Annotated in this window: 15 protein-coding genes and 1 tRNA gene; 5 read left to right on the top strand and 11 right to left on the bottom strand. The window is 44.4% G+C overall.

From position 1 onward, the window contains the following. The first annotated feature begins 259 nt into the window (after positions 1-259). Positions 260-1867: an NAD(P)/FAD-dependent oxidoreductase gene (locus tag Undi14_RS04525; RefSeq protein WP_200178261.1), complete on the top strand. Its 1608-nt coding sequence runs from the start codon at positions 260-262 to the stop codon at positions 1865-1867. Between the two features lie 178 nt (positions 1868-2045). Here Undi14_RS04525 and ntrC read toward each other — a convergent pair whose 3' ends face one another. From ntrC to glnA, 4 genes are all read right to left on the bottom strand, one after another. Then, positions 2046-3557: a nitrogen regulation protein NR(I) gene (gene ntrC, locus Undi14_RS04530; RefSeq protein ID WP_200178262.1), complete on the bottom strand. Its 1512-nt coding sequence runs from the start codon at positions 3555-3557 to the stop codon at positions 2046-2048. 80 nt (positions 3558-3637) lie between these two features. Further along, entirely contained in the window at positions 3638-4723 is a 1086-nt protein-coding gene (gene glnL / locus Undi14_RS04535; protein WP_186883306.1) for a nitrogen regulation protein NR(II), read from the bottom strand. 92 nt (positions 4724-4815) lie between these two features. Beyond that, positions 4816-5304 (bottom strand): DUF4124 domain-containing protein, encoded by a 489-nt coding sequence (locus tag Undi14_RS04540; protein ID WP_186896624.1) that lies wholly within the window; start codon positions 5302-5304, stop codon positions 4816-4818. Positions 5305-5431: 127 nt separating this feature from the next. Beyond that, entirely contained in the window at positions 5432-6847 is a 1416-nt protein-coding gene (gene glnA, locus Undi14_RS04545; protein WP_200178271.1) for a type I glutamate--ammonia ligase, read from the bottom strand. A gap of 551 nt (positions 6848-7398) precedes the next feature. Between glnA and Undi14_RS04550 the strand changes: the two genes are divergently transcribed. The 3 genes from Undi14_RS04550 to Undi14_RS04560 all read left to right on the top strand — a co-directional run bounded on the left by Undi14_RS04550 (position 7399) and on the right by Undi14_RS04560 (position 9060). Then, positions 7399-7863, top strand: a complete 465-nt coding sequence (locus tag Undi14_RS04550) for a rhodanese-like domain-containing protein (RefSeq protein WP_200178273.1) — start codon at positions 7399-7401, stop codon at positions 7861-7863. An 89-nt stretch (positions 7864-7952) separates the two neighbouring features. Further along, positions 7953-8042 (top strand) — tRNA-Ser (locus Undi14_RS04555). Between the two features lie 334 nt (positions 8043-8376). Next, a complete protein-coding gene (locus tag Undi14_RS04560) occupies positions 8377-9060 on the top strand; it encodes a hypothetical protein (RefSeq protein ID WP_200178276.1) in 684 nt (227 codons plus the stop codon). Between the two features lie 389 nt (positions 9061-9449). Here the strand turns inward: Undi14_RS04560 and Undi14_RS04565 are convergent, their stop codons facing one another. The 7 genes from Undi14_RS04565 to Undi14_RS04595 all read right to left on the bottom strand — a co-directional run bounded on the left by Undi14_RS04565 (position 9450) and on the right by Undi14_RS04595 (position 15710). Next, positions 9450-10535: an inovirus-type Gp2 protein gene (locus tag Undi14_RS04565; RefSeq protein WP_200178280.1), complete on the bottom strand. Its 1086-nt coding sequence runs from the start codon at positions 10533-10535 to the stop codon at positions 9450-9452. 21 nt (positions 10536-10556) lie between these two features. After that, positions 10557-10832: an AlpA family transcriptional regulator gene (locus Undi14_RS04570; protein ID WP_200178282.1), complete on the bottom strand. Its 276-nt coding sequence runs from the start codon at positions 10830-10832 to the stop codon at positions 10557-10559. Positions 10833-12130: 1298 nt separating this feature from the next. Further along, positions 12131-12568, bottom strand: a complete 438-nt coding sequence (locus tag Undi14_RS04575; RefSeq protein WP_200178284.1) for a hypothetical protein — start codon at positions 12566-12568, stop codon at positions 12131-12133. A gap of 87 nt (positions 12569-12655) precedes the next feature. Then, on the bottom strand, positions 12656-13873 hold the full coding sequence (locus Undi14_RS04580) for an IS256 family transposase (protein ID WP_200179190.1): 1218 nt from the start codon (positions 13871-13873) through the stop codon (positions 12656-12658). 221 nt (positions 13874-14094) lie between these two features. Next, the gene (locus Undi14_RS04585; protein WP_200178286.1) at positions 14095-15123 is read right to left on the bottom strand and encodes a toxin-antitoxin system YwqK family antitoxin; all 1029 of its coding nucleotides are present in this window, start codon (positions 15121-15123) and stop codon (positions 14095-14097) included. 160 nt (positions 15124-15283) lie between these two features. Then, a complete protein-coding gene (locus Undi14_RS04590; RefSeq protein ID WP_200178288.1) occupies positions 15284-15502 on the bottom strand; it encodes a hypothetical protein in 219 nt (72 codons plus the stop codon). A gap of 37 nt (positions 15503-15539) precedes the next feature. After that, positions 15540-15710, bottom strand: a complete 171-nt coding sequence (locus Undi14_RS04595; RefSeq protein ID WP_200178289.1) for a hypothetical protein — start codon at positions 15708-15710, stop codon at positions 15540-15542. A 110-nt stretch (positions 15711-15820) separates the two neighbouring features. On the opposite strand from Undi14_RS04595, the gene Undi14_RS04600 reads away from it, so the two are divergent. Further along, positions 15821-16066 (top strand): helix-turn-helix domain-containing protein, encoded by a 246-nt coding sequence (locus tag Undi14_RS04600; protein ID WP_186884987.1) that lies wholly within the window; start codon positions 15821-15823, stop codon positions 16064-16066. The last annotated feature ends 5 nt before the right edge of the window (positions 16067-16071 follow it).

The following is a 16071-nucleotide window of genomic DNA, read 5'->3' on the forward strand; positions in this document are numbered from 1 at the left end:
TGACTTCTTGCTTCACTTCACTTTCTTCCCCCGCTTCTCAGCGGGAGCCGAACTATAGCAAAACCTTCCTCAATTCGCAATCTAACAGGTAAATTATTTTAATGAATATGCGAATGACGGCGGCATGGACATCCTGCGCAATAGCTCATGTTCTGGGCAACAATTAACTGCTGCCTTTACGGTAACAGGTAAAATATTACTTTTACGCAGAATTAAATTACTAAACAGTTTTTACTGATTAGTTTTACGGACACCATCTATGTTACGCATCACCGACTTAAAACTTCCTTTAGATCACCCTGAATCCGCATTAAGAGGGGCGATACTGGAACAATTAGCAATTCCTGAATCGGATCTTATTGACTTCAATATATTTAAGCGAAGCTACGATGCACGAAAGAAAACTGCAATTATTCTGATCTACACCATCGACGTAGAATTAAAAAATGAATCTAAGGCACTGGCTCGTCTGAACAAGCAACCAAATATTTCTGCCACACCAGACACCAGCTATAAGTTCGTTGCACATGCTCACGATAGTAAATTTAAACGTCCAATTGTTATTGGTTTTGGACCTTGCGGTCTGTTCGCTGCATTATTACTGGCAGAGATGGGATATCGCCCCATCGTTCTCGAGCGAGGAAAAACCGTCAGGGAGCGCACAAAAGACACCTGGGGATTATGGCGTAAGCGTGAACTCCATCCAGAATCAAATGTGCAATTTGGCGAAGGTGGTGCAGGAACATTTTCTGATGGAAAACTGTACAGTCAGATCAAAGACCCAAAGCATTACGGTAGAAAAGTAATCACTGAATTTGTAAAGGCAGGCGCGCCGGAAGAAATTCTGTATGTCAGCAAGCCTCACATAGGCACCTTTCGGCTGGTGAAGATGATAGAAGAGATGCGGCATAACATTGAAGCACTTGGCGGCGAGATTCGTTTTGAGCAAAAAGTAACGGATATCGATATCAAAAATGGTGAAGTCTGTGGAGTGCGCGTGAATGATGGCGAATACATCGAATCAAATCACGTTGTTCTTGCGATCGGCCATAGCGCCCGTGACACGTTCCAGATGCTCTACGATAAGGGCGTTTATATTGAAGCTAAACCATTTTCAATTGGCTTTCGTATCGAACACCCGCAATCCGTCATCGACAAAGCGCGCTTTGGCCCGAATGCAGGAAATGAAATTCTGGGTGCCGCAGATTACAAGCTGGTGCATCACGCAAAGAATGGCCGCTCCGTGTATAGCTTCTGCATGTGCCCCGGAGGAACGGTCGTCGCTGCGACATCGGAGCCGGGACGCGTGGTAACCAACGGGATGAGTCAGTATTCGCGCAATGAACGCAATGCAAACAGCGCCATTGTCGTCGGCATTTCTCCGGAAGATTACCCGGGGAATCCTCTTGCAGGTATTGATTTGCAGCGCAAACTCGAAGAACGCGCTTACAAAATGGGCGGTGAAAATTACAATGCACCAGGGCAGCTTATCGGCGATTTCATTAAAGGGATCAAATCAACAGAACTGGGTAATGTAACGCCGTCATACAAACCTGGCGTGACGCTTTGCAATCTGGCCGACGCCTTACCTGATTTTGCGATTAACGCGATACGCGAAGCAATTCCTGAATTCGATAAAAAGATCAAAGGCTTTGCGATGAACGATGGCATCCTGACTGGCATAGAAACCCGGACATCATCGCCCATTCGCATTAAGAGAACTGACGATGGCTTGCAAAGTCTGAACACTAAAGGACTTTACCCTGCTGGCGAAGGTGCAGGATATGCAGGGGGCATTCTTTCGGCAGGTGTTGATGGCATCAAAATTGCGGAAGCAGTAGCGCTGTCCATCAACGCAGACAGTTAACTCGATATACAACTAACCTAACGCAAAACAGACCAATTAAGAGCGGGCAATTTCAAGGTAAATCGGATTCATCTTGAAATTGCCCATATCTCGTTAACACCAAAAACATCAGAACTGCAGCGCTTCAAAACTGCTACGGAATTCAGAGGGTTAAAATTTCACGAGACTGGACAGCAGTTCAGTCATCTTTTGCGCCGTCGATACCCAATTCATGTATTTTGCGCGTGATCGTGTTACGTCCGATTCCCAGCCTGACAGCAGCATCATTTTTCCGACCATGTGTATATTTGAGCGCAGCCTTAATCACGATTGCTTCAAACTTATCACCTAATTTCACAATGACCTCAGGCTGGCCTTGCGACAGCATCGTCATTGCCTCTTCTTCTAAAAGCTCAATCCAGCTTTGCGCAGGATGAAGCTGGCGATCGGGGACAGAAATATGTGAGTGATGCAACAGGGTCGCCTCAGAAGCGCTGCTGATATAGGGTTCTGCCTCAACCCTATTCGCTGTCGTTGCTATCCCGTTACCTTGCTCACCTGAGGGCAACAAATCTTGCGGTAAATCCGGGATCTCCACCGTCTGACCTGGTGCCATGACGGTAATCCAGTTACACAGATTTTCTAATTGCCGGACATTTCCAGGGAAATCCAGTCCTGACAAAAACTGCAAAGCTGACTCAGATAAACGTTTGACCTCGACACCCAGTTGCTTCGCACTTTGAGACAAGAAAAATTTCGCCAGCACAGGAATATCTTCTCGACGTTCACGCAAACTAGGCAAACGCAAGCGAATAACATTCAAGCGATGGTACAAATCCTCGCGAAACAAACCTTCGCGGACTCTGGTTTCAAGATTTTGATGGGTCGCTGCAATCACACGTACATTCGCCTTCATCGGCTGATGACCACCTACACGATAAAAATGTCCATCCGACAGCACCCTCAGTAATCTTGTCTGTAAATCGAATGGCATGTCGCCAATTTCATCGAGAAATAAAGTACCGCCCTCTGCTTGCTCAAAACGACCGCGTCGCGTTGTCTGTGCCCCGGTAAATGCGCCGCGCTCATGACCGAATAATTCAGACTCTAATAAATCCTTAGGAATTGCAGCAGTATTCAGCGCGATAAAAGGCTGGGATGATCGCGGGCTATGCTTATGCAGGGCGCGGGCAACCAGCTCTTTACCACTACCTGATTCACCAGTAATTAATACTGTCACATTCGATTGCGATAAACGCCCTATCGCACGAAAAACATCCTGCATTGCAGGTGCGTGACCAAGAATTTCCGGCGCTTCAGAAATCGTTTGTTCGACGCTGGATTCGCGCAGACTCTCATCAAGTGCACGACGAATCAATTCAACCGCTTTATCAAGATCGAATGGTTTGGCTAAGTATTCAAATGCCCCGCCTTGGAAAGCAGCGACGGCAGAATCCAGATCCGAGAACGCGGTCATGATAATCACTGGCAAGCCGGGATGCTTAGCTTTGACAGTTTGCAGCAATTCCAGGCCAGAGGCACCATGCATGCGAATATCAGAAACCAATACCTGTGGCGTATCTGACTGTAAGGCAGTCATGGCATCGCGCGCATTTGTAAAACTCTTGGTCGTCAGATTTTCTCTTGCGAGCGCTTTCTCAAGCACCCAGCGAATTGAATCATCGTCATCCACTATCCAAATAGGTTTCATATTTTTTTTAGTTCCAGGTTTGAACATATTGATTAGCAAAGGCGCTAACTTGCACTAATAAAGCGTTTCCTCGTCCGACTTTAAGGCAGAGGAATAAGGATTCTGAAATCAGTACAACCGGGACGACTCTCGCATTCAATTACACCCAAGTGCTGATCGACAAAGGTTTGCGCCAAAGTCAGTCCAAGTCCGCTGCCACCATCTCTTCCTGAAACTAAAGGATAAAAAATGCGGTGAAAAATTTCAGGCGGGATTCCAGGACCGTTATCAATGATATGCAAGTCTAATGCCAACCTGTATCTGACCTTGGCTAAAGTAATCTGCCTGACGACACGGGTTTTAAAAGTCAGCTCTGCATCTCCGTGACGAATTCGCTCCGCTAACGCCTGTGCGGCGTTGTGGGCAATATTCAGCACTGACTGTATCAACTGCTCCTTATCGCCACGGAATTCCGGTATCGACAAATCGTAATCCCTGTGAATTGTCAGTCCCTGCGGAAATTCCGCCACAATCAGGCTGCGAACCCGCTCGCACACTTCATGAATATTGACATCACCTACTATATGAGGGAGGCGGTGCGGAGCAAGCAAACGATCAACCAGCGTCTGCAAGCGATCTGCCTCTTTGATGATGACTTGCGTATACTCGCGCAATTCCTTTAGCTGGCGCTCCGGCAATTCCAACTCAAGCAACTGCGCCGCTCCGCGGATGCCACCGAGTGGATTTTTAATTTCATGCGCGAGGTTACGGATCAGCTCCTTATTTGCCTTGCTCTGATCGAGCATCCTCTCTTCTCTATCCAGCTTGAGTTGCTGGACGTTTTCCCGGAATTCAATCAACACTGGTGTTTCAGGATTATCTAATGCTGTGACAATGCTATGCACATGCAAAGGCTCTCTGCCAGCACGCTCCAGAGTCAGATCCTGACGCTTATCAGCGAAATGATGGGCGACGGCCTGATGAAACACCGCCAACAAAGCATCGCCATTTAAAAATAAAGCATTGAGCTTTTGGTCGATCAGGGATTTTGCTGAACAATCCAGCAATATCTCCGCCGCTGGATTAGCGAACTTGATACTACCGTCAGCATTAAACACGATGACAGCAGAGCTGAGCAACTCAAGTCCGGCGAATGCCGGCAGAATAGAGAGAGAATTTTTCACCATAATCCATAAAAAAAGGCCGCATAGTGCGACCTTATTATGCAAGCATCATGCCCGCCGATTCAATTTCTTGCATGGAAAGCAGAGATTTTGCATTATTTTAGGTTGGAAATTTCGCGCCGCAATGCCTCAATGTTCTTTTCGGTGCGGCTGATGTTATCTTTCATCATTCCGGTGCGTTCCTGATATTTTGCGTAATTACGCTCATCACCACGACGCTCAGGCTCACCATTGTTGTACTCTTTTTTCAAATCAGCCAGTTTTTGCTCTTCCGCTTTGAGCTCATCCAACAAAATTTGCCGGCGATCCGAATCTCTGGCCTTTTGCGTTCCCTCGTCAACCTTAGGGAAATCTGCAGGGCTAGAAGCGGATTTTGCCTGTGTTTTCTTGGGAGTGGAAGGTAAAGCCGGGGCAGGAACAACTGTAATGCCGGGCAACTCGACTCTCTTACAGCCTTTCGTTGCACCCGTATTTTTATACTCTTTCTTGCCATTATCATCGACGCATAAAAACACATCGGCCTGCGCGTGGGCAATATTTTGGATGGCGATTAACGAAATAAAACCAATCAATAGTCGCTTCATATTCAATCACTAGTCAAAAACAGAGGTGTAGTGTATGCGATGCTGCGCATATTCACAATTCCACGTTACGCGCAGTAACAAAACAAAAAAAGCGGGGTTGCCCCCGCTTTTATAGCATCCCTTGCAATTACAGGGAATAGTACATGTCAAATTCAACAGGATGCGTAGTCATGCGCATACGTTGAACTTCCTGCATTTTCAGTTCAATGTAAGCGTCGAGCATACTGTCGCTGAACACACCACCACGAGTCAGGAATTCGCGATCTTTATTCAGTGCATCCAAGGCTTCTTCCAGAGACGCGCACACTGTTGGAACCAATGCATCTTCCTCTGGTGGCAAATGGTACAAATCTTTAGAAGCTGCTTCACCTGGGTGAATCTTATTCTGCACACCATCCAGACCTGCCATCATCAGTGCAGAGAAGCACAGATATGGGTTTGCCAGTGGATCTGGGAAGCGCGCCTCAACGCGACGGCCTTTTGGATTCGCAACGTAAGGAATGCGGATAGATGCAGAACGGTTTTTAGCAGAGTAAGCCAGTTTCACCGGTGCTTCGTAGCCTGGAACCAGACGCTTGTAAGAGTTAGTACCTGGATTTGTGATCGCGTTCAGTGCTTTTGCATGTTTGATGATACCGCCGATGTAGTACAGAGCGAAATCAGACAAGCCAGCATAGCCGTCGCCTGCGAACAGGTTTTTGCCATCTTTCCAGATAGATTGATGCACGTGCATACCGGAACCATTATCACCAACGATAGGTTTAGGCATAAAAGTCGCTGTTTTGCCGTAGGTATGAGCCACATTCCAGACAACGTATTTCAGATTTTGAGTCCAGTCAGCGCGCTCTACCAATGTAGAGAATTTTGTACCGATTTCATTTTGACCAGCGCCAGCAACTTCATGGTGATGTACTTCAACTGGAATACCGAGAGATTCCAGAATCAAACACATTTCAGAACGCATATCCTGGAAGCTATCGACTGGCGGAACTGGGAAGTAACCGCCTTTAACTGTAGGGCGATGGCCAGAATTGCCGCCTTCCAGTTTTTCACCTGTAGTCCAGGAAGCTTCTTCAGAATCAATCTTGACGAAGCAACCGGACATGTCGATTTTCCAGCGTACACCATCAAAAATAAAGAATTCTGGTTCAGGACCAAAATAGGCTGTATCGCCGATACCGGAAGATTTCAGATAAGCTTCCGCGCGTTTTGCGATAGAACGTGGATCACGGTCATAACCTTTGCCATCGGAAGGCTCGATGACGTCACATTGCATGAACAATGTGGTTTCTTCCATAAACGGATCGATATTCGCTGTGTTTGGATCTGGCATCAACAACATGTCAGAAGCTTCGATACCTTTCCAGCCCGCAATAGAAGAGCCATCAAATGCATGGCCAGATTCGAATTTATCGATATCGAACGCAGAAACAGGCACAGTCACGTGCTGTTCTTTACCGCGTGTATCAGCAAAACGGAAATCAACGAATTTTACTTCGTTATCTTTTGCCATCTTCAAAACTTCTGCAGCTGTCATTGCCATGTGAAACTCCTCAAGTAGCGCTAAAAATAAATCGGGGATTACTGAGCCTTCGTTCTGCCATCCTGACAAAAGAAACCTGTCGTTAATTTTCTTTCTGCTTAATCATCTGACCGCTCAACTCCGTGGACAATAATAGCAGAAACTATGCCATATTCCAGAATCCGCACAGCATTGGAAAATTATCGCTAACACCTTGTTTTTAAAACGTTTAATCAAAATCAAGAATAAAAAGCTTCTGGCGGTGCACCAAAAAAAACAAAATAAGGATATGAAAAAAATGATCGCACTTTTTAGGTGCAAATGATTGCACCATTAGCGTGCATTGCGGAATAGGTGCGCTATCGGCAGCATAAGCTGTCGCCAAAATTGCGTGCGCTCTCATATGACTACTGATTTGTATGCAAATTATCCATCTCAGACGCAGAGCCTGCTAACAACTGAATTTTATACGCGCCATCAATCAAACCAAACGGAAACGATGCATACACGTGTCGCTTCATGCATAATTCAATGACAAACATCCGACTCAAACTGCCCGCATTGGATTAACTATGTCTAGCAACACTACGCTCACATCTGCCCGACAACGCGCACAGGAACAATCGCTTCCGTATGCCGGAGCGGTCACTCCCATTGAGGCCTTTGAACTATTGCAGTCAAATCCAGATTGCATCCTCGTTGACGTCCGCACCAATGCCGAACGTGATTGGGTTGGTAAGGTCGTGATTCACGACACTCAACATTTTGCAGTGCAGTGGAGCCTGTATCCGGGCGGAGCGCAAAACCCTGATTTCTTACAGCAACTCGCCACCATTACGACGAACAAAAATGCCGTCATTCTTTTTCTGTGTCGTTCAGGTGTGCGCTCACGTCATGCCGCAAAACTCGCCAGCGAATCCGGCTACACCCAGTGCTTTGACATCCTGCAAGGCTTTGAAGGAGACAGAGATGCGCATGGCCACAGAAAAACAGTCGGAGGCTGGTGCGCCAACGATTTACCGTGGCTTGGCGCATGATATTTCAAATACATTAAAAACATACTTCCATCTGCCTCAATACTTTGCTAGAATAGCGAGCTTCGCTGATCTGGCATCGGCGAAAAGCAGGAGAGGTGGATGAGTGGTTTAAGTCACACGCCTGGAAAGCGTGCGTAGGTTTATCCCTACCGGGGGTTCGAATCCCCCCTTCTCCGCCATAATTTAAAGATAAGCCCTTGATTTTCAAGGGCTTTTTCTTTTTTTGCGAAGATCAGTATGCCATCCGGTATGCCATTCCCATTTGGATAGAGTAACACTTCATTGGACATTACCGAACCAATTCAATAATCACTCCAACGAAACCTCGATTCTACTCGCCTCAATTTTGAGCGCGCCCGACCTAAATATACGACTACCGGGCTTTAATCAAACCGCATGCATAGTAAAAATTCTTTATTAAAAAAGCTTGCGTAATCTAGGTGCAATTAATGCTTTTAATTGTGCGAAGAATAACAACTTCGATTATAGTTTTATTTTTGATAGCGAAAAGGCATGTCACCTACAAACCGTCGTGCGCAAATACTTGATCATATTCGACTAGATGATCTGGCGACTAGTGTTAAAAAAAATTCTGATGATCTGGAATACTTATTCAAAACGTACATCAAAGATCAAACTTTCAATGAATTGAAAGTTAGAATTAATCAGGGGATCGAAGATGGTTCATACGGTGCGTATTGGATTAAAGATACAATGTTTTTTATGGGTGACCGAATTGCCGCGGATGATCCTTGCTATACACCACTTCTTTTGTGGATGATTTTCACTATCCTCATCGAGCACGTGATGTTATCCGACAAACGAGAGGATGCTTGGCCTATGCTTTGTCTGGCTCGCTATTACGCTGGGGATGCCAGGACGTATTTTTATCTTAAAAACTCACAGGTCTTCGATGGAAATCGACGTGAAAGTGCATCCCGAGGTGGCAAAGCACGTAGCGAGCAACATTCCGGGCGCGCGAAAAAACAAGCCATAATTCTCGTCAAAGAACTTCGCCCACAACAAGGCTGGAGTAGTGAACACACCGCTATCAAACGCATTGTGGGTGATCTTAAACAATTTTGTATCGATCGAAAAATCAAACTCAAGCCCGAAGGTTTGCAAAACAACTTAAAGCGCTGGCTGAAAAACGATGAAGATTTTCGATATGAATTTAAGGTAGCGCTGCGCGAGTGATTGAGCTCCATGGGTAATCCGACGTGAAGTCGATATTGGTAATTCAACATATAGCAGAAATCAAAGGAGTCACGCAGCTTCTGATCGACCAGATATTTGTCAAATATGGATCAGGCTACTACAGATATACTAGTATACGACGTGGTCCAGAGTGTTGGGCATGGTACGTAAACAGAAAATAATAGGGATGCCCGGCGTGCGGATTGTCGAAATAATAGGCTGGTCGCTAAGCGATATTGAAAGCATGTAGTCTTCGTCGCCAATTTCTAATCACTTGAGGGTGAGGGGCATGCATCTGACATCCATTGTCCGATCAAGTCTAAGCTAAAAAATAATTATCATTCACTCGACCATGCTTACCTCATTCAGATTCGGTACAGTCGTAGCACTTAGGTTCCTTTCTTAGTGCGTGGTCGTCCAACCGTACTTGTGGGCTCTTGTGGCATATTGCCTTTGCCAAAGGTTTTCCCCTTGTCCGGCAACAGACATTTAACGTAATAATCAACTTTGGTAATGTAAAGCAATGCTTTTTTCAACCCATGGAGTAAGTGTTCCTCGTGGTGATTAATCATTCCTATTCCGCAATATTTATACTTGGACTTGCTTGCATTACAGTTGTAATACACACCTTTTCTCTCTGTAATTACATTCCACTGCTCTCCTATTTTTTTTGCGATGTTCACGTCTTGCTGTACACGTGAACCTCGCAAAAAAACAATCAAATGGTAATGAAATCCTTTTTCCAAACCGTATTCAAGTTTCCATATAAAACCAACTGTAGGGAATTGCGCTTTCAGATAGCGCAATAGTTTTTCTCGATGCAGACGAACTAAGGAGTGATTGATAGTTGAATCAGGCTCATACAGTAAATCTAACGATTTGGCGTATCCAAGATCAATTCGCAGTATCAGTAATCTGGAGTGGAGAGTAAATAATGCTTTGATGTACTTAAGACCTTCTTGGAAATTTTTGTTTGAGGAACGTTGAAAATTGTTTATTAAATTACAAAATTCCTTACTGCGAGTTGTAATCCTTAATTTTTCAACAAATTCATTCAGCTGAGATACTCGCTGATTTATAACCTCTTCTGTTGCCCATCTTTCCATCTCAAATGGATCCATTGACGTATTTTTGTTTAACTCCTGTAAAAACAAATCGATATACGGATTCATCTGATGCATTGGAAAATGCAAATTAATTCCGTCCATATTGATTTTGAGTTCATTAAGAAGATTCTTTCCAAGTCCAATAGGTTTCAGAAAATATTTTTGTTTTTTCCAGTCAGCTGTTATGCCAAATAGAACTTGATCGCTCTTACTGATTTTAATGACTATTTTTTCGAGTTGATGCAACTCGCGGGCAAGAAAATAGCAATCGGTACTCACGAACTTCACCCCATTACTATTTACGCCCAAAGAAGTGATTTTTCCTTCTGCAAATGCTTCTAAGACGGATATTTTTTCTAGCGTATTCATAACCATTACCTGCTTATTTTATTAGCACACAGTTGTAACGTTTTGATTCCTCCGATTCCGTTGCTGAATGGGCATTTGGGCTCCCGCACTAAACTGGATGCGGAGCTCTAGCCAGGTATCTATGGATGATTCCAGCCAGCCGATTGAGGATGCTCCGAGCTTAAATGGGCGTGGAAATGTATTGTCGTAACGTGGTGACGTTGGCGAGAGTTTTTCGTACAGTGAACTGCGTGAAATGCCCAGACGCTCAACGACATCACGGAGCCGTAATACTTTGTTTGGAGGAGGTAACGTCATGATTTTTCCCTTTCAGTTGATGACCGAATGACTGTAAATCATCAGAAAACGATCTGAAAGGGAGGGGAATCGTGTAAAAAAAATCTGCTCGCTACTTTTATGTTTTTACGGCTTATTCTTTAATAAAATATCAATGAATAATTCATCAAAAGACAAATTAAATTTGCTTTTGATAAAAAGTGAACGAGTTTCTTCGCCTATTTAGGCCGATGATGCCTTGGGTCGGATACGCGAATCCCAGTGACAGTAAATGTTTCACTTGAGAATTCAACAAGGTGATAGGAGAGACAACTTCATCCCGGTAAAAGTTGTACTCCATAGACATAATGCTTATGCGTAGAAAAGTTTCGTATATGCAATTTAGATTAATTTATAGGTCTATTATTCTTATCGAATATTGCTTCGTTACTTTTGTAAAAGTAATTACTTACGAGATCGTTATTTGATATTCGTTGACGATATTGAATATCACCCTTACTTTTTATACGTTAAGTTCCCCTTTTAGATGGCTATTAATTTTTATTAATTTATCAACTCAATTTAAATTTTAAATTAAATTAAATTAATTAAATAGCATAAAAACCAATATTCGGAATTAATTAAATATTATGATTTCTCATTGGGAAGGTGATTCCATCCTAAGGGAGCTGTTGGTCGTTAGCTCTTGAATTTTTCTGTTAAGTTAGTGTCGAGAGTGACTTCTGTTGTTCTAATTAGAAATGGATCGTTCATCTATTTTTTGGACTAAATCAAATAGTTTACGATGAGATAGCGATGTCAAAGGAGTTCCGTTTTATGTGTCAAAGGAGTTCCACAGTAAGAAGCATGCGGCTTTTACCCTGCTTGAATATTTCATCCCTGAATGTTCCATCGTGACCGCCAACAAGTTCGGAAATATCTAAACTTGGGAGATACATAGATATCACCGCAACTGCGAATGTAATCTGAGCCATGTCTATATAGCGAGCCAAAGCTGTACATTTATTAATGAGCTTGGACGCCACTGCCATTGCTTCGGATTTGGTTTCGAAACAGGCCTCCAGCATTTGATAGGATCCAACCCGTATGTCAAGATTCCCTGATTTCTTCAAGCTGGGGACTATCGAGTTCCGATCTGTGAGCTACATTTTCCTTAAAGAATGCAGTAAAGCCGGATCTATACACTTAGTTACTCAAGACACAGACAAGCCTCGCTTCGCCGGTGCCAGTTTCTCCTAAAGGGTCGCTACGGATAATTACCATCTATCTAACGGCAACCGATCCTTGCCAAGCAACCCAAACTCACTTTGAGTACGGCGCTACATTAAATTGCATTCAAATTTCTTGCCATAGACAGGAATGACTGTGGCAGCATTACTTTTCGGGAAAGTCATTGATTGATTACCGAACTTGACGACGGCATTCGTTTTACGAAGTCCGTCTAGCAGAGACAAAAAATTTTGTGCGCCAACGTGACTGTCCGCATCAAAGGGCGCATCGTAGCTGATGCCATTGACAATGATGGTAAATTGTTTAATTTCCTTATTATCGCTGAGTCGACGTAGCGAGACGGACGAGGCTGCTTCAGCACTGCCATTCTGAGTCGGACAACCAATATATAACTGCATTCCTTTCTGATCAATGAAATACTCCAGATTGCCTTGACCATAGCCTTGCGTCCATCTGCCTTCTGCTGCGAACGCAGGTAGGCATAGGTAGGTGAAAAATACACTGAGAATAATGAATATTGATTTCATAAAAGCACCTTATATGGTGATGGGTATCGTTAATGTGAGGATTTCTTTGAGCCTGTAAGAAATTCTGTGTAAATGCCACGGAACAAGTCAGTGATCGTATTTTTGAATGCGATCACCAAACTCAATCATAAAACGATTTAAGGCCATACGCCAATTGTGAATCGGCATGGTCCATTTCTTTGCAGCCTGAGAGATGGCAAGATAGACTACTTTCATGGCTGATTCATCGCTTGGAAATAGCTTTCTGCGCTTGGTTGCCGAACGGATGACGCTGTTAAGTGACTCAATCGCATTGGTCGTGTAGATCGCTTTGCGTATTTCTGGGGGATACTCAAATAGCGTGCGCAGATTGACCCAGTGTGTCGTCCATGATTTGGCAATTTGCGGATATTGTTCACTCCATTGCTGGCCAAAGCGCTCTAATTCAGTCAATGCTTGATCCTCAGTCGTGGCTTGATAAATTCGCTTGAGATCAGCAGTAACAGCCTTGTAGTCCTTCCACGACACATACTTCAAGCTGTTGCGCACCATGTGGACGATGCATAGCTGAATGCGGGTTTCTGGGTATTCGGCGGCAATCGCTTCAGGGAAACCTTTAAGGCCATCGACGCAAGCGATTAGAATATCTTGCACGCCACGATTTTTTAGTTCAGTCAGCACGGATAGCCAGAACTTCGCTCCCTCATTATCGGACATCCACAGACCGAGTAGCTCTTTCTTACCCTCCATATTCACGCCAAGCGCCAAGTAGATCGCCTTGTTGATGACGCGCATGTTGTCGCGAATTTTAATGACGATACAATCCAAATAGACGATCGAATAAATGGGATCGAGTGGACGCGATTGCCATTGTGTGATTTGCTCTAGAACTCGATCCGTGACCTTGGAAATCAATGTAGGCGAGACGTCTGCATCGTACATTTCTTTAAAAGTCTGCACAATTTCGCGGGTCGATAGTCCCTTGGCGTACAGCGTCAGAATTTGATCGTCCATCGCCGTTAAGCGCGTTTGTCCTTTGCGCAAGAGCTGCGGCTCGAAGCTACCGTCACGGTCTCGTGGCGTGAGAATTTCTACTTCTCCATGCGTACCTTTGAGACGTTTTGCGGTACTGCCATTGCGTGTATTTCCTCGCCCTGGCTTGCTATCCGAATGCTTCTCGTAACCCAAATGTTCAGTGAGTTCGGCATTTAAGGCGGTTTCTACAGTGAGCTTGACCAGCTCCCTCGACAGCATATTCAGATCTGCTTCCGTCTTGATGTCCTTGGCAAGCTCTTTTGCCAAAGCTTTCAGTTTTTCTCTATCCATTAAAATGTCCATCGGTAATTCCTCGCTCGAGAGGTTAATAGACCGTGGACATTTACACAAATTTATTTACAGGCTCATTTCTTTCGGTTGACACTTCGTCTGTCTACCGGGGTATCTTAAAAATCATGGCGCCAGACTACCGAACGACGACTGAATCTAACTAGCCAATCACCCTTACTACAACGGGTGATTGGCTAGTTAGTTGTCTACAGCAATACGGATCATTGTCCCTGCAGACACTCTTTTTCGTATTGGTCCTGCATTCCAGAAGTGAGGCGAATATCTAAACCCTCATGAAAATGTGCCACTTTTGCATCAAAACATGCCTTATATTGAGGATTCGCTGTAATCACTGCAGTCTGTTCACATGCACTCTCCCAACGTGATAATTCAAGATTGCCGATAATCACGTTCTTGCCTTCAGCGGTTTGATATTCAGTCATCTTGGTATTAACGCAAGACTGATTTTTCGGTTTGACTTGCCAGACGCCATCCGCATAGATTTCTTCCTTGTAAACTACCACTCCTGGTTGTTCCCCCATGAAATACATACCACCGCGCAATTTTTCTACAATGCTGCTAGCAGTGCTCACTTTGTCCACGAGCGCCTGCGATTGGTTGAAATCGGTAGGGTATCCATACGTTCTTTGAACACCATCCGGTTTGCCATTTTTATATGTTCTTTGTTCGAGGTTAAAGTTGCTAAAACCAGTTTGTTTTCCATCGACCCAAGTGAAATCCTTGAGCAGTTTTTTGCCGGTAATATCCCAGATCTTTTCACTCCCAACATTTTGATCATTAACCCATTCGATTTTCGAGATCAAGACCTCGTTTTCATAAGGGTTATGTACCTCTTCTACTCCATCTTTCTTTCCGTCTTTATAGTGAGTTTCTCTCCAGAATTTACTGGTGGTCGCCTCCCAGAGTTTTTCTGAACCATTTTTCTTCCCCTCACGCCACTCGGACTCCACCATTTTGATTCCGTTAGCAGAGGTACAGAGCATCTTGCCATCCCTCAGACCCTCTTTATATTCGACACTGCAACTACCTGTGGCGATTTCCGGATAAGACGTGCCCCAGGGTTCATTTTTGATAGTTCCATTGAACGGAGTGTTTTCATTGGCGCGGTAAACTAGACCACGTTGATTAACGGCTTCACGATAATCGATTTTTTTGCCGCAGGCAGTCAGTAAAAGTGCAGCAGCGATGACAGCAAGGGCTGTTTTGTATTGTGGGTAATTCGTTTTCAAAATAAACTCCAAATATTGATTAATAGTTAATTATTTATGTAAATAAAAACCACCGATCAGGTGTGATGCGGTGGTTGAACTAAAGAAGTTAGCTGAACACAGCCCTACCAGACAAAGTGTAGAGACAGTATGTTGAATGCCTGAGAATGGGTGCGCGCAATTATTTTTTGGATTTGGTGTTGTTGATTTCTTTCTGTGCGCGACTGTTTATTTCAGGAAGTGCTTCCTTAAACGTGAAGCGGGTAATGTTGTACAAACCTTTGCCAACCAGCTTAAGTCCCGCAACCGCTTTGTCGGTTTTGCCCACAGCATCAAAGCGTAACTCGTCGAGGGCATCGGACATTTTGTAATAAGGGTCTTTCTCTTTCTTGTCGCTCATGGAGTGCTCCTTTCAGCATGAGAAGCGATAAAGTGAATTAGTTAGCGTCGACTTTTCCGGTACCGTCGCAACGAGGACATTCAACACGGACATGGCGGTCACCGGCACAACCGGGACAGTTAGCCGGATGAGGATGTTCGTCATAGTCGATTGGGCAAGGAATCTCGCCTTTGCCTTTACATTCCGGGCACTTGATTTTTTTGCTCATGAGGATTTCCTTTCATTTAATGGGTAAAGCCAGATTTCAAAGCTGATCAATAATTAATTGGGTCGTAAATGCCGTGGCTGTTTAAGCATCATAGCGCGACCATTTGCGATATGGCAAGAGTCTCCGCAAAATTAGATAAAGATCAGTTCCTCGTTCAAATAGGCGCGGCTGTACGGGCGCGTCGGGTTTTGATGAATCTGTCGCAAGAAGCCTTAGCTGATTACGCAGAGATTGATCGATCCCATATGGGTAAAATTGAACGTGGTGAGCGTAATGTCACGATCTTGAATATCGTTCGTATAGCTAAAGCAATAGGTTGTACCCCGTCAGAACTACTGCACGAGGCAGGTCTCTGAGTTGC

This window comes from Undibacterium sp. 14-3-2, assembly GCF_016595265.1.
Classification (GTDB): Bacteria; Pseudomonadota; Gammaproteobacteria; order Burkholderiales; family Burkholderiaceae_D; genus Undibacterium; species Undibacterium aquatile.

Bases quoted from the DNA above. Each gene is read 5' to 3' on its own strand.
- Undi14_RS04525 (WP_200178261.1), top strand. From the start codon at position 260: ATGTTACGCATCACCGACTTAAAACTTCCTTTAGATCACCCTGAATCC.
- ntrC (WP_200178262.1), bottom strand. From the start codon at position 3,557: ATGAAACCTATTTGGATAGTGGATGACGATGATTCAATTCGCTGGGTG.
- glnL (WP_186883306.1), bottom strand. From the start codon at position 4,723: ATGGTGAAAAATTCTCTCTCTATTCTGCCGGCATTCGCCGGACTTGAG.
- Undi14_RS04540 (WP_186896624.1), bottom strand. From the start codon at position 5,304: ATGAAGCGACTATTGATTGGTTTTATTTCGTTAATCGCCATCCAAAAT.
- glnA (WP_200178271.1), bottom strand. From the start codon at position 6,847: ATGGCAATGACAGCTGCAGAAGTTTTGAAGATGGCAAAAGATAACGAA.
- Undi14_RS04550 (WP_200178273.1), top strand. From the start codon at position 7,399: ATGTCTAGCAACACTACGCTCACATCTGCCCGACAACGCGCACAGGAA.
- Undi14_RS04560 (WP_200178276.1), top strand. From the start codon at position 8,377: ATGTCACCTACAAACCGTCGTGCGCAAATACTTGATCATATTCGACTA.
- Undi14_RS04565 (WP_200178280.1), bottom strand. From the start codon at position 10,535: ATGAATACGCTAGAAAAAATATCCGTCTTAGAAGCATTTGCAGAAGGA.
- Undi14_RS04570 (WP_200178282.1), bottom strand. From the start codon at position 10,832: ATGACGTTACCTCCTCCAAACAAAGTATTACGGCTCCGTGATGTCGTT.
- Undi14_RS04575 (WP_200178284.1), bottom strand. From the start codon at position 12,568: ATGAAATCAATATTCATTATTCTCAGTGTATTTTTCACCTACCTATGC.
- Undi14_RS04580 (WP_200179190.1), bottom strand. From the start codon at position 13,873: ATGGATAGAGAAAAACTGAAAGCTTTGGCAAAAGAGCTTGCCAAGGAC.
- Undi14_RS04590 (WP_200178288.1), bottom strand. From the start codon at position 15,502: ATGAGCGACAAGAAAGAGAAAGACCCTTATTACAAAATGTCCGATGCC.
- Undi14_RS04595 (WP_200178289.1), bottom strand. From the start codon at position 15,710: ATGAGCAAAAAAATCAAGTGCCCGGAATGTAAAGGCAAAGGCGAGATT.
- Undi14_RS04600 (WP_186884987.1), top strand. From the start codon at position 15,821: ATGGCAAGAGTCTCCGCAAAATTAGATAAAGATCAGTTCCTCGTTCAA.